The organism is Yoonia rosea (assembly GCF_900156505.1).
GTDB classification, from domain to species: Bacteria; Pseudomonadota; Alphaproteobacteria; order Rhodobacterales; family Rhodobacteraceae; genus Yoonia; species Yoonia rosea.
This window is the reverse complement of record NZ_FTPR01000001.1, coordinates 1,840,456-1,853,397: the sequence shown is the minus strand read 5'-3', so window position 1 is coordinate 1,853,397 and position 12,942 is coordinate 1,840,456. Positions and strand designations below refer to the sequence as shown.

Annotated in this window: 11 protein-coding genes and 1 tRNA gene; all 12 read right to left on the bottom strand. The window is 59.4% G+C overall.

What is annotated here, in order from left to right:
• Position 1: 1 nt before the first annotated feature.
• The 12 genes from B0B09_RS09210 to B0B09_RS09155 all read right to left on the bottom strand — a co-directional run bounded on the left by B0B09_RS09210 (position 2) and on the right by B0B09_RS09155 (position 12,939).
• The gene (locus B0B09_RS09210) at positions 2-1,414 is read right to left on the bottom strand and encodes an FAD-binding oxidoreductase (RefSeq protein WP_076659309.1); all 1,413 of its coding nucleotides are present in this window, start codon (positions 1,412-1,414) and stop codon (positions 2-4) included.
• A 61-nt stretch (positions 1,415-1,475) separates the two neighbouring features.
• Positions 1,476-2,012, bottom strand: a complete 537-nt coding sequence (locus B0B09_RS09205; RefSeq protein ID WP_076659308.1) for a GNAT family N-acetyltransferase — start codon at positions 2,010-2,012, stop codon at positions 1,476-1,478.
• Positions 2,013-2,083: 71 nt separating this feature from the next.
• Positions 2,084-2,160: transfer RNA gene (locus tag B0B09_RS09200), tRNA-Met, on the bottom strand.
• Between the two features lie 106 nt (positions 2,161-2,266).
• On the bottom strand, positions 2,267-3,277 hold the full coding sequence (locus tag B0B09_RS09195) for a cytochrome d ubiquinol oxidase subunit II (protein WP_076659307.1): 1,011 nt from the start codon (positions 3,275-3,277) through the stop codon (positions 2,267-2,269).
• 6 nt (positions 3,278-3,283) lie between these two features.
• Positions 3,284-4,678, bottom strand: coding sequence for a cytochrome ubiquinol oxidase subunit I (locus B0B09_RS09190; RefSeq protein ID WP_076659306.1), 1,395 nt, complete (start codon positions 4,676-4,678; stop codon positions 3,284-3,286).
• A gap of 188 nt (positions 4,679-4,866) precedes the next feature.
• Entirely contained in the window at positions 4,867-5,838 is a 972-nt protein-coding gene (locus B0B09_RS09185) for an aldose epimerase family protein (protein ID WP_076659305.1), read from the bottom strand.
• Positions 5,835-7,739, bottom strand: a complete 1,905-nt coding sequence (locus B0B09_RS09180; protein WP_076659304.1) for a beta-galactosidase — start codon at positions 7,737-7,739, stop codon at positions 5,835-5,837. The genes B0B09_RS09185 and B0B09_RS09180 overlap by 4 nt, the downstream gene beginning before the upstream one ends.
• A gap of 34 nt (positions 7,740-7,773) precedes the next feature.
• Positions 7,774-8,595 (bottom strand): SMP-30/gluconolactonase/LRE family protein, encoded by an 822-nt coding sequence (locus B0B09_RS09175; RefSeq protein ID WP_076659303.1) that lies wholly within the window; start codon positions 8,593-8,595, stop codon positions 7,774-7,776.
• Positions 8,592-9,197, bottom strand: a complete 606-nt coding sequence (locus B0B09_RS09170; RefSeq protein ID WP_076659302.1) for a 2-dehydro-3-deoxy-6-phosphogalactonate aldolase — start codon at positions 9,195-9,197, stop codon at positions 8,592-8,594. The genes B0B09_RS09175 and B0B09_RS09170 overlap by 4 nt, the downstream gene beginning before the upstream one ends.
• Positions 9,198-9,200: 3 nt before the next feature.
• Positions 9,201-10,106 carry a 2-dehydro-3-deoxygalactonokinase gene (locus tag B0B09_RS09165; RefSeq protein ID WP_076659301.1) on the bottom strand — a complete coding sequence of 302 codons (906 nt, stop codon included), beginning with the start codon at positions 10,104-10,106 and terminating at the stop codon, positions 9,201-9,203.
• Complete coding sequence (locus B0B09_RS09160) at positions 10,103-10,861, bottom strand: SDR family NAD(P)-dependent oxidoreductase (protein WP_076659300.1); 759 nt, start codon at positions 10,859-10,861, stop codon at positions 10,103-10,105. The genes B0B09_RS09165 and B0B09_RS09160 overlap by 4 nt, the downstream gene beginning before the upstream one ends.
• Positions 10,858-12,939, bottom strand: coding sequence for an alpha-galactosidase (locus B0B09_RS09155; RefSeq protein ID WP_076659299.1), 2,082 nt, complete (start codon positions 12,937-12,939; stop codon positions 10,858-10,860). Before B0B09_RS09155 ends, B0B09_RS09160 begins: the two co-directional genes overlap by 4 nt.
• Positions 12,940-12,942 lie beyond the last annotated feature (3 nt).

Sequence of the window (12,942 nt, the reverse complement as noted above, 5' to 3'; positions counted from 1 at the left end):
CTTACGCCGGCGGGATCACCTTGCCGGGGTTCAGGATATTGTTAGGATCAAGGGCTGCCTTGATTGCGCGCATGGCATCCAGCGCCACAGGATCCTTGCGCCGCTTCATCGTATCGAGCTTTGACACACCGATCCCGTGTTCGGCGCTGAACGATCCGCCCAGTTCCTGCACCACATCCTCCACCGCCGCGACCAGCGCCTTCATGGCCTCGGGATCATTGCGGCTGATGTAACTGGTGTGATGGATATTCCCGTCCCCAAGGTGGGCGATGATCACTTCTTCTGCATCAGGGTCAATCGCTTTGATGCGCGGTGTCAGCATTTGCTCAAAGGCTGCGACCTTATCCAGTGGCACCGCCACATCGGTGTTCACAAAGACGCCGCCAAAGAAGGCCACTTCACCTGCGTCCTCGCGGCGTTTCCAGATTTCACGGCGCTGCGCTTCGTTCTGTGCGATAATCGCATCAAGGACAGTGCCGTCTTCCAGCATTGCGCCCAAAGTTTCTTCCAAGGCGCTGACAACAGGCAGGCTCCCGTCCGGATGCGTGATTGCGTCTTGGGCGCGCGTTGCTGCGACCTCGATCATGATGTTGACGTCATAATCGGTATCAAACGGCCCCGTGGCATCGGGGAAGAGTTGCCGGTGCTTGGCGATATAGCTGCGCGGCATGTACTCAAAGGCTTCAACACCGTCCCCTGTCGCCTCTTTCAGCTTGTAAAGCAGGGTCAGCGCATCGGGCAGCGAGGACACGGCGACCATCGCCGTTGCATAGGCCCGTGGCTTGGGCTGGAGCTTCAGGACTGCTGCGGTGATGATGCCCAAGGTTCCCTCGGCCCCGATAATAAGGTTGCGCAGATCAAGACCGGAGTTATCTTTGTGCAGCGCGCTCATCAGGTTCATGATCCGGCCATCGGCCATGACGACCTCGAGCCCCAGGCAGAGCCCCCGTGTGCTGCCATAACGCACCACGTTGGAACCGCCCGCATTGGTCGACAACAGCCCGCCGATCATGGCAGAGCCGCGCGCGCCAAGGGTCAGGGGAAAGATCAGGTCATGCGCTTCGACCGCGTCGTGCAGATTTGACAGAATCACGCCCGCGCCGACTGTTGCGGTCCGCCCCTCAACATTGATCTCGGAAATCGCGTTCAGGCGTTCGACGGATAGCATCAGCGCGTCCTGCGCCAGCGTCGCGCCGGTCAGGCCGGTGCGGCCAGAGGCAGGAACGACAGGGGTCTTGGTTTCATTTGCAATCTTGAGGATGGCAGCTACTTCGGCCGTGTTTGCCGGACGCAGGACCGCGAGAGGGGTGGAGGTATATGCGCCCGTCCAATCTTTGCCGTAGGGTGCCGCATCTGCGCCCGTGAGGACGCGGTCCTGCCCGATAGCTGCGGTGATCTGGTCGATGACGGTCATGGCTCCCCCTGAATAACTTGGGGGAAAGTTAGCGGTAAACCGACGCCAGAGGAAGGTGTGATCAGGGCAGGTTGGCCTTCGGCATGGTGTAGGTTTCAACCTCTTGGCCATAATGGGTTTCGCGCCCGCGGTAGGTCATGCCGATCCGTTGCATCACGCGTTGCGAGTTGACGTTTTTCGGATTGGCGACCGAGATCACATGATCCACACCGATCACGTCAAACGCGAAGCGGGCGGCGGCGCGTCCTGCCTCGGTCGCGTACCCCTTGCCCGTCGCCGCGGTCGAAAGCCGCCAGCCGATTTCTAGCTCCGCACCTTCGATATGGCTAACGTTTTGCAGGCAGGCGGCGCCGATGATTGTTTCGGTTTCGCGCTCAATGATCGTCCACCAGCTGTGGCCGAGACGCTGCCACCGGTCACATACGCGGGCAATGCCCTCATGCGTCTTTTCCATCGTCTCGGGCGTGCCGTCTGACAAGAACTCCATCACCTCGGGTTCGTTGTTGATGGCGTTCAACAACGGCGCGTGCTCCGGTGCGAATGGTTCGAGCCGTAGGCGATTGGTCAGGATGGTATAGTGGGGAGGCAGATCCGTCATGGCGACCAGCCTCGCATAGGCGCATTCCAAACTGAAGTCTGAACTTTCTAAGCTGACTGATCGAGGGGTGGTGGTGGCGTGGGGGAGATTTGAACTCCCGACCTAACGATTATGAGTCGTTCGCTCTAACCAACTGAGCTACCGCGCCGTTCCACGAGCGTCCGATTACGCAATGGGGGAAGGGGTGTCAAACCGATTCTGACAGTAAGGTGGGTTTAAACCCACCTTACCTTGTCTCAATCGGGGCGCACCCCCTAGTCGTACCGCAACTCGGTCGCTTTGCCGCGGAAGATAAAGTAAGATAGAACTGTGTACCCCATGATCGTCGGCAACACGATGCAAGTGCCGATCAGGATGATAAACAGGCTCTCCGGCGCGCTGGCGGCCTCGTAGATTGTGATCTGCTCGGGCACCACATAGGGATAGAAACTATAGGCCATCCCGCCGAATGCTGTCACCCATAGCGCCGTCGCCGCTGCAAACGGCTGCCAGGACCGTCGGTCGTCTGCAAAAGGCATTTTGCGCAGCATGGACCAAAGCCAGACCACCAGAAGACCCGACAGGATTGGCAGAGGCGACAGGTAAAGCGCTTCGGGGAAGCTGAACCATTTGTCAAAGATACGGGTGCTGACAAAGGGCGTGGCAAGCGAAATCGCGCCAATTCCCAAGACCAAACCCCAAATGCCGCCTTTGGCCCAATCCACCGCTTTGGCCTGCAGCACAGCAGATGTTTTGTGGATGATCCAAGTGGCCCCGATGAAGCTATAGCCGACAGTCAGGAACACCGCCGTCAGTATCGCGAAACCCACATGCGCCAAAGTCCATTCGAGGCCCATGACATACATGCCCAGCATGAAACCCTGGCTGAGCGAGGTCATAAGCGAGCCTGCAAAGAACGCATTGTTCCACAGGTGTTTATGGGGGGCTGGTGCCTTGGCACGAAATTCAAAGGCGACGCCGCGCAGGATTAGCCCGATCAGCATGATCGCCACCGGCAGATACAGCGCCGTCAGGATCGCCCCATGTGCCGATGGGAAGGCCACCAGCAAAAGGCCCACAGCCAGCACCAGCCAAGTTTCATTCGCATCCCAGAAGGGCCCGATCGAGGCGATCATCCTGTCTTTCTCGTCGTCATTGGCGAAGGGGAACAGTACCCCGACGCCAAGGTCAAACCCATCGAGGATCACGTAGATCAGGATGGACACGCCCATCAGCGCCGCAAAAACAAAAGGCAGCCAGATGGTGGGGTCACCGAAATAATTCATATCCGCTTACTCCGCTGGCATGGCTTTGGGGACCGCCGCTGGCGACGGTGCGATCGTGGTGCCGATACTTTCGCCGCGTGCGGTTTTCCGTGCCAGATAGAAGATGACAAAGATATACGCCAACAAAAGCCCCGCGTAGACCAGCAGATAGGCGATCAGGGTCGACAGCACCAAGGGTGCAGGCACATCAGCGACGGCCTCTTTGGTTGTCATCACACCTTGGACCAACCATGGCTGACGGCCGATTTCGGTTGTGTACCAGCCCGCCAGCGTGGCCAACCAGCCGCTAAAACTCATGCCGATCAGCGCATAGAGCATTGGTTGCGGCAGGCCTTCGACTCCGCGCTTGCGGCGCATGATCATGTAAGTGGCGCTCCAGCTGACCAGGAGCATCAAGAGCCCCGTGCCGACCATCACGCGGAACGACCAGAATACCGGCGAGACCCGCGGGTGAAGCACCTCTCCGTCTTCGGTGACAAACTCGTTCAGGCCTTTCACCTCACCATTCCAGTCATGGGTCAAGATAAACGACGCCAGTTTCGGGATACCAATTTCAAACCGGTTCTCGCGTGCTTCTTCATCGGGGATCGCAAACAAGACCAAAGGCACGCCAGTGGAGGTTTCCCAATTCCCTTCCATCGCGGCAACCTTCGCGGGCTGATACTCTTTTGTATTCAGTCCATGCATGTCGCCGACAAGGATTTGCACGGGGATCAGCACAGCAGCGGCAATAATGGCCGTTTTCATTGCCACGCGTACCCCTTCGGTGCGTCCGCCAATGAGCCAGCGGAAGGCGCTGACACCGGCAATCAGGAAGCTGACAGTCAGGAAGCTGGCCAGCACCATATGCGTAAAGCGGTACGGCATGGAGGGGTTAAAGATAATAGCCGACCAATCGGTCGCATGTGCAACGCCGTCGATCATCTCGAACCCTTGGGGGGTGTGCATCCATGAGTTCAGGACAATGATCCAGAAGGCCGACATCATAGTGCCAAAGGCCACAAGGAAGGTTGCCAGCGTGTGGACCCAATTGGGCACACGGCTAAAACCGAAGAGCATGATCCCAAGGAACACCGCTTCAAGGAAGAATGCGGTCATGATTTCGTAGGCCAGCAAAGGCCCTGCGATGTTGCCGACTTTTTCCATAAATCCGGGCCAGTTCGTGCCGAATTGGAAAGACATCGTAATGCCCGAGACGACACCCATCGCGAACGAGAGTGCAAAGATTTTCACCCAGAAACGGTAGGCTTCCATCCAGCGCTCTTCGCCGGTACGGTTATAGCGTAGTTTGAAGAACAAAAGCACCCAGCCCAATGCGATCGTGATCGTGGGAAACAGGATGTGAAATGAAATATTCGCTGCAAACTGGATGCGCGATAGCAGTAGGGTTTCAAGTTCCATAACGTGATGTCGTCTTTCTGGGCGGCCTAATCCGCTTGAAACGCTAGATAGCACATAAAGCCCGTAAGTCAGGGGGGTGCGACAGCAAAGCGCGCTATCCCATCCGGTCTGCATTTATGACGAAATCTATGAAATATATATAAAGTGATCAGCAACTTTTGCCAGGTCGGGTGCGCACTTGTCGGCGATCACGTCGCCTTGTCGAAGCGCCATTGGGTCACTTGATGGTATGCTTGATCAGGCGTGATCTTGATGGAAGGAAACTTGCTGTTGTTCGGCGCGTCCGGCCAACGCTGCGGTTCAATCACGACGCCCTCATACACCGGCTTGCCCGGACGGTGTGAGCCTGCCGCATCGTGGATCTGTATCCCGGGTTCCGTTGTTGCGAGCGTCATCCGAATCCCCGAGGCACCCGTTAGCCAGAGAACATCGCGCAGATCGGTCGGTTCTTGCGAAAGGCAGAAATTGTGATCAAGCGCCGGTGCCCCTTTTACCAGCTTGCGACTGGTGCGGAAATCCATGTCGGTGCCATCGACGGCTGCGATCTCACCTGTGGGGCAGGTGCGGTCGTCAATCGGCAGATAGTGATCTGCCGCGATGCGCAACGCGTGGCCTTCCCATGTCTCGCTGCCATCAAGGTTCCAATAAATGTGGCTGGCAAAGTTCATGCAGGTGGTTGCGTCGCTCGTGCCGTCAATCTGCATGGTCAGCGTTGCAGGTGCTGTGACCTGATAAGTGACGCGGATATCGCGGTTGCCGGGCAGGCCCGCTACACCTTCGGGCAGGCGCAAACCCAACGTGACGCGATCAGCGGCCTTTTCCAGCACCGCCCAGTTTTTGCGGTGGACACCCTCACTGCCTGAATGCAGGTGACAATCGCCGTTCTCGTTGCGTTCAAGTTCGTGCATCATCCCGTCAAGCCGTACGCGCGCGTTGCCGATGCGATTGGCGATAGGGCCAACAATCGGGCCGAAATAATCCATCGTGGTGGCGTAATCCGCGAACCGCTCTGAGCCCAAGGTCAGATTGTAGGGCACGCCTGCAAGGCGCACCGCTTGAACGGTTGCACCCAGTGTCAGAATATCAACGCTCAGCTCGCCGCTTGAAAGCGTGATCTGAAGCACGTCTTGCCCGTCTTTCGTTGTTCCGAAGTGGGTCATCGCAGGTCCTCCCAATGCACACCCGCAGGAGGTATGGTCACGCCTTCCCACGTCAACGGCACAGCGGCATAGTTGAAATAGAACCGGTGCGTTTCGGTGTCGCGCAGGCGTAGACCTTCAGGCAGCTGTTTGGTTTCCAGACCAAGCGCGTCGCACAAGCCCGCGACAAACTGATCAAACGTGCGGTCATCTGGCCAGCCCGCAAGATAGCGCAGGTTTTTGCCGCCCATGATCGCAGGCTGCCCTGCTGCGGTTGCCACAAACGTCTCGGCGCTGCCTTCAAGGTGCTCGAACCAGTGCAGGAATTGTCCACCGCCTTCCAATGGAATGCCGTCATCGGGTGGCATGCTTTCGGTCAAAGCCACGCGCATATCAACGCCTGGCAAATGCGGGCCAAGCGGTGTGGGAATGCTCAACTCGTCGGTCTTGGTATCGCTGCGCGGGCCGATCAGGGCGATGCCCTCAAACCGGGCCAAAGCCGCACGCAGTGGTGCGGACAGTGACATGATCCCTGGTGCCATCACCAGCTTATAGGCTGAAAGGTCAGCGGTATCGGGCGGCAGAATGTCGATGTTCAATCCTGCCCTGCGCAGCGCGCGATAGGCGGCAAAGGCAAGACGGAACATCTCGAAATCGGCACCCTGCGGCTGGGCATCCCAGCCCCATGCGCTTTCATAGTCAAAGACTAATGCGGCCTGCGCCTTTGCTGTGCCAACACTGGCCAGCGTTTCGATTTCATCAGCGACTTGGCGCGCTTCGGCCAATGCAGGTGCAGGCGCGCTGTCAGGACGCAAAAGCCCCGCATGCATCTGCTCTTGCGCGAAAGGGGCTTGCCGCCAGCGGAAATAACAGACGGTTTCGGCCCCATGGGCAAAGGCCTCCCACGCCCAAAGACGTGCCATGCCGAGCAGGGGGGCAGGGTTATAGGGGGCCCAGTTCACAGGGCCCGGTTGTTGTTCCATGACCCACATCCGGCCCTTGCCGACAGCGCGGTAGAGATCGTGGTGGAAGGCCTGATTGTCGGGGTGGCCCTGGCGCAGGAACGCGCGTTTGAATTCCGGCGTCCCTTCAAGGCGGTCCGACAAAAACCCGATCGGATAGCTGTCCCAGGACGCGATATCGAGGTCGGCAGCGACTTTCCAATGATCGAAACCTGTGATCCGCCCCATGTAGTTGTGGATCAGTGGCGCGTCGGTATGTTTGCGCAGTTCGTCCACCTGTACTTTGTTAAAGGCGACCACCTGATCCGAGCTATAGCGCCGGAAAGCAAGCTGATGCGGGTGGTTGGGTTCTGTCACCGTCAGATTGGGCAGGTCGATCTGGTCGAAAGTGTCATAGTCCATCGACCAAAACACATTCCCCCACGCACGGTTCAGCGCGTCAGTGGACTGGTATTTCTGCGCCAGCCAGTCCTGAAACCCTTTGCGCGCCGCATCTGAGTAACTCAACGTTGTGTCGTGGCAGTCGTATTCATTGTCGATCTGCCACGCAGCGATATGCGGGTTGCTGCCATAGCGTTCGCCCATCAGCCCCGCGATGCGGCGGCATTCCTCGCGGTAACCAAGATGGCTGAAGTCGTAGTGTCTGCGCGATCCGAATTTGCGGGGCTGCCCCTGCGCGTCGACCGCCAGCATGTCGGGGTATTTGTCGACCATCCAACGGGGCGGTGTCGCTGTGGGGGTGCCGAGGATAATCTTCAGGCCCGCTTCTCCCAGAACGGAAATCGCACGGTCCAGCCAGTCCCATGTGAAGGTACCGGGGCTGGGTTCCATGCGCGCCCATGCGAATTCACCGATGCGCACCCAAGACAGACCTGTCGCCACCATTTGGGCGGCATCAGTTGCCCATTGGTCCTCGGGCCAATGTTCGGGATAATAACAGACGCCAAGCGTGCGTTTCATGGTGTGGAACCTTCTTGAAAGATTGGGGTGCGGTTTAGAGGATAACCTGATGTTCGGCTTGTCCAGCAGCCTTCGTCGGGACGGCAAATGTTTTGCCCTGCTCAGGGCCTTCTATCCCCACGGCGGCACTGGTGCAGAACAGCGTTTGCAGATCGTCACCGCCAAATGCCGGGCAAGAGGTTTGGCGCGCTGCAAAATTGTAGCTCTCGAGGAAACCCCCGGACGGGTCATAGACGGCCACCCGCCCGACACCCCATTGCGCGTTCCACAGGTTGCCTGCGGCATCGACGACCGCGCCGTCTGGACGGAAGGCTGTGCGGCTGAGGTCAATGTGCAGCACAGGGTCGCCCATGGGCCAGCCTTGGTCATCAAGCGCCACGCGCATGATCTGCTGCGTCGGCGTGTCGGTAAAGTAGGCGGTCTTGCCATCAGGCGCGAAACAGATCGCATTGGAAATCGTGATCGGCGCGTAAAGCTGGCGCAGCTCGCCTTTATGATAGCGATAGATCGCGCCCGCGCCGTCTTCGGTATCAATTCCCATGGTTCCGATCCAGAAACCACCCTGCGGGTCCGCCCGGCCGTCGTTCGAGCGCGTGACCGGATTGTCGGCCTCCAGTGGCGTGATGATCTCGGTTTCTCCGGTCGAGATATCAAAATGCATCAACGCGGTGCTGGACGCGATCAGCAGGGTGCTTTCACTGGTCCAGCCGGCGGCACTGACATAGGTGTCAAACTGCCAGTGCTGGCCTTTCGTGTGCAGACGTTTTCCCAGAATATCAAACCAGAACAGTTGCTTGCGCAAAGGATGCCAGAGCGGTCCTTCACCAAGCTGGCACTGGGTGTCATCGTAAATCATGTCGCAGCCGCATCATAGGCGGCGACCATATCGCGCGCCCTTGCTGCGACGTCGGCCACCGAAAAACCGGGTTTGTAAAGGGCAGAGCCAATACCGAACCCATCGGCCGAGGCAGCCATCCATTCCGCAAAGTTGTCAGCCCCTGCGCCGCCCACTGCATAGACCTGCGTGCCTGTCGGCAACACCGCACGGATTGCCTTGATGCCTTCGGGCCCAAGCAGACTGGCGGGAAAGATCTTGAGCCCGTCAGCCCCCGCTTTCAGGGCCGCAAAGCACTCTGTCGGGGTCATCACGCCAGGCCAGCTTTGCATGCCGGCGGTCTTGGTGGCGACAATCACGCGCTGGTCGCAGTTGGGCGAAACCACGAGCTTGCCACCCGCTTGCGCCACGCGTCCCACATCGTCGGTCGACAGGACCGTACCCGCGCCGATCAGCGCATCGCTGCCATGGGCATCGGCCATCGCCTTGATGCTGGCGAAGGGATCCGGCGAATTCAGCGGGACTTCGATTTTGGTGATGCCTGCGTCAATCAGGGCGGCGGCCATGGGGGCCGCTTCGCTGGGTGTCACGCCGCGCAAAATTGCGATCAAGGGGCGATGCATATGTTATCCTTTCAGGCGCTGATAGGCGGCCGTCAGGCCAGCCAATGTGATCGTCGCCGCGTTGACTTGGGTTGCGGGTGCGGCTTGTGTCGCCAAAGCATCGACATAGAGTTTCGACAGCTTGCTTTCCCCGATCACCGCGATGTTCTGGCCAAGCCAATAGGGTTTTGCCGCGGCCAGTTCAGTGCCGATCAAGAGGCCGGACAGTTGCGCACGGGCCGCTGTCCCTGCCATATCGTTGAGCAACCCGTTGGCGCGCAATGAAAACAGCCGCGCGGCAATACGTTCAGGGCGCGACAGCCCCATTTCGAGCCCCTCGGCAAAGGCGGCATCATCCCAGCCATCGGCGGCGATTGAGTGGCGCAATACCGTTTGCGTGGCGATAGTGTCGAAGAGTTCACCGGTCATGAAGGTCTGAAAGCTGACAACCTCATCCGCGCTGACATGCACCCATTTGGTATGTGTGCCCGGCAGACAGATCACGCCGTCCCAATTCTTGTTGCGCGCCAGAAAGCCGGTGACTTGCGTTTCTTCGCCGCGCATCACGTCTGCGGGGGACGCCTGCTTGATGCCGGGTATGACATAGACGGTCAGGTCAGGATGCGTCACGGGCGCCTTGACCAAACCTTCGGGCAGGGTGGCGCAAGGGACCGCGGCATAAGGGGCCTCGACCCAGCCCTGGCGTGACCCGACCATACCGCAGGCCATCACGGTTGTCGGGCCGTCGATCCAGTCCTTCACCACGGACAGCAAAGCTGCCTCGAACTCTTCACGGCGTAGTTTGCTCATGCCTTGATCGGAACTGGCCTCGGCCAGAACCGTGCCGCTGGCCGACATGGCCCAGGCGCGCATGTTGCTGGTGCCCCAGTCCACGGCGATCCAATCGGCTTTGATCTGTGCTTGGGTCATCCGGTTCCTACCACGCCTGCGTCGATTACAATGGTCTGCCCCGTCATCATAGCGGAAGCAGAAGAGGCTAAAAACAGTGTCCCGCCGACCATGTCTTCGGGACGCATGAATTCCTGCAAGCATTGCTTTTCCAGAAACGCTGCTTTGGAGGCGGGTGTCGCCCACATGGTTTCCTGCTTTTCGGTAAAGACCCAGCCGGGGGCAATGGCGTTCACGCGGATACCTTTCGGTCCCCATTCACGGGCCAGCGCGCGGGTCATGCCTGTGATGCCCGCATTGGCGGTCACATAAGGCACCATGCCTGCCAAGCCCATCAGATAGGTGATCGAGGAATAGTTGATGATGGATCCTTTCGGTGCCATCAGAGCCGCAGCCTTCTGGCATGCAAAGAAATAGGCTTTCGCGTTGATTGCATGCTGGCTGTCCCAATCCGCCTCGGAAATCTGTGTCGCATCATATCGCATATCGTTGGCGGCATTGTTGACCAGCACGTTCAAGGGACCATGCGCTGCAACCGCCTGATCCATGGCGGCCTGAAGTGCGGGCGTGTCGGTGATGTCGCATTGGATGAAACACGGCGCGGTGCCGTGTTCGTCGCCCATCTTCTGCACAAAATCCGACGCATCCGAGCGGCCCACAAAGGCGACCTGTGCCCCCTGCGCCAGAAACCCGTCGGTGAGTGCGGCACCAATGCCGTTGCCGCCGCCGGTGATAAAGACCGAGGCACCTTTGAGGTCATGGAAGGTCGCGTTCATAGCCGCGCTCCTTCCACGACCCACATGCGTTCGGGGAAGGACCATGGCAAGGTAAGGCCATGGCGCATCAGATAGGCACCGGAGAGTTCCAGTGGGGCATCCTTCAGCGCGGGTGTTCCCCGTGACAGGTGGTGCAGATCCGCGCGGTTGATCAGGTCGATGCGGTACATGGCGTCGGGGTCTAGCCCCGTCAGGCGCAAGGGGCGCGGGGAAATCTGGGCGCTGGTTGCGGCCTTGCCTGCAAAAACCACAAAGCGGTCCTTGTCGCGGGCCAGTTGCTGTTCGGCGATGACCGCAGGATCAGCACTATCAAGGCGCAGAATGTCGGCCGTTTGCATCCAGTGGCGGTTGGCTTTCCACCAGCCTGTGACCTGCGTGAGCACCGCCGTTTCGCGTGCATCCAGTTCGCGTGGGTCCATCTCGAACCCCATATGGCGCTGGGCCGCGACCCATGCACGGAATGTGATATCGAGGGTACGCCCCGACGTATGGCAATGGCGTGGGCCCACGTGGCTGCCGGTGACCGACAACGGCAGGAACAAAGCCGCGTCATGCTGGATGCGTAGCCGTTCCAGCGCGTCGTTGCTGTCAGAGAGCCAGACACGTTGGGTGCGTTGCAGGATGCCAAAGTCGATCCGGCCACCGCCCGAGGCACAGCTTTCGATCTCGACTTCAGGAAAATCCGTGCGCAGCCTGTCGATCAGCGCATAGGACCCGCGTGTCTGCGACGCATCGGGCATCGGCAGTACGCGGTTGTGGTCCCATTTGATATAGTCGATGGCGTGGTCGCGCAGGATCGCTGACATGCGGTCATAGAGATAGTCGCGCACCGCTGGCAGTGCCATGTTCAGCGCTTTTTGCTGGCGGCCAAGGGTCTGGTCCGCGCTGCCTAGCACCCAGTCCGGATGCGCGCGGTGAATGTCGCTGTCCTCATTGATCATCTCGGGTTCGAACCAGATGCCGAAGGTCATGCCAAGCCCGTGCACATGTGCGATCAACGGGTGCAGGCCGTCGGGATATTTGCGCGGATCGACCGTCCAGTCCGAGAGGCTGCGGGTGTCGTCATCGCGATTGCCGAACCAGCCATCATCCAGCACAAAGCGTTCCGCCCCCAGCGCCGCCGCACGATCAGCGATGTCTTTGAGAACTGGCAGTTTATGGTCGAAATAAACGGCCTCCCAGCAGTTGTAATGGACAGGGCGTGGCGCGTTTGGTTTGGGCCATGTCACGATCCTGTCGCGCAGGTGGCGTTGGAAGGCCACGGCGCAGCCATTCAGGCCAGTATTAGAATAGGCGATATAGAGCGGCGCGGTTTTGAACTGCGTGGCCGCTTGTGGTTCCATGCTGGCCGCGTGCCCCCATTGGATCTGGCGGCGGCCGTCTTGCAATTCTTCGGCGATCATCTTGTGCCCGCCGGACCAGCCGTAGTGGAAGGCATAGGCCTCGCCTTGGGTATTGGTGGCGCCACGGCACGGCACGATCAGGCCTGGAAAGTGCTCGTGCCCTGTGCGGCCCGTGCGGTTTTCACGGTAACGCATCCCGGGCGCCCAAGCGGTGCGGGACAGCTGGAATTCGCCACACCACCGCCCCGACACGTCTATCATCTCGTCCGATTGTTGTGGGGCGGGCAGGACAGGGGCGGCAAGCCAGTGCAGGTGCACAGGGCGGGTCGCATCGAGTGTTGTCTGGCAGGTGATCACATGCGTGTCTTGATCGCTCTCAAAGCGCACGGTCAGCGTCAGCCCGTTGTCTTTGTCTTTGTAGGTGAGTTCCAGCGCACCATTCTGTGCAACGCTCTCGAAACAGAACTTGGGCAGCAAGGGTGTTCCGTCGCTGTCGCGCAGAATCAGACCGGGTTGGCCGGGAAAACTGCGCGTGGCTTCGGGGCATACGGACAGGTCCGGATTTTCGTCCAGCATCCCGCCTGTGACATCAATCCTGTGAGCCGCCTGCAAGGTGTCGAGGTTTTCCCCCGCTGGCAGCAGCGCACCCCAATAGACGACTTCAGGCAGTCGGTCGTTGCGGGCCGCCAGCACAAGGGTCTGACGGCCATCGTCGATACGGTAGGTTCGGTTCATCGT

What these genes read in the sequence shown, in the direction of transcription:
- B0B09_RS09190 (WP_076659306.1), bottom strand. Translation starts at nt 4,678, where the DNA reads ATGGAACTTGAAACCCTACTGCTATCGCGCATCCAGTTTGCAGCGAAT.
- B0B09_RS09155 (WP_076659299.1), bottom strand. Translation starts at nt 12,939, where the DNA reads ATGAACCGAACCTACCGTATCGACGATGGCCGTCAGACCCTTGTGCTG.
- B0B09_RS09195 (WP_076659307.1), bottom strand. Translation starts at nt 3,277, where the DNA reads ATGAATTATTTCGGTGACCCCACCATCTGGCTGCCTTTTGTTTTTGCG.
- B0B09_RS09210 (WP_076659309.1), bottom strand. Translation starts at nt 1,414, where the DNA reads ATGACCGTCATCGACCAGATCACCGCAGCTATCGGGCAGGACCGCGTC.
- B0B09_RS09180 (WP_076659304.1), bottom strand. Translation starts at nt 7,739, where the DNA reads ATGAAACGCACGCTTGGCGTCTGTTATTATCCCGAACATTGGCCCGAG.
- B0B09_RS09205 (WP_076659308.1), bottom strand. Translation starts at nt 2,012, where the DNA reads ATGACGGATCTGCCTCCCCACTATACCATCCTGACCAATCGCCTACGG.
- B0B09_RS09175 (WP_076659303.1), bottom strand. Translation starts at nt 8,595, where the DNA reads ATGATTTACGATGACACCCAGTGCCAGCTTGGTGAAGGACCGCTCTGG.
- B0B09_RS09170 (WP_076659302.1), bottom strand. Translation starts at nt 9,197, where the DNA reads ATGCATCGCCCCTTGATCGCAATTTTGCGCGGCGTGACACCCAGCGAA.
- B0B09_RS09185 (WP_076659305.1), bottom strand. Translation starts at nt 5,838, where the DNA reads ATGACCCACTTCGGAACAACGAAAGACGGGCAAGACGTGCTTCAGATC.
- B0B09_RS09160 (WP_076659300.1), bottom strand. Translation starts at nt 10,861, where the DNA reads ATGAACGCGACCTTCCATGACCTCAAAGGTGCCTCGGTCTTTATCACC.
- B0B09_RS09165 (WP_076659301.1), bottom strand. Translation starts at nt 10,106, where the DNA reads ATGACCCAAGCACAGATCAAAGCCGATTGGATCGCCGTGGACTGGGGC.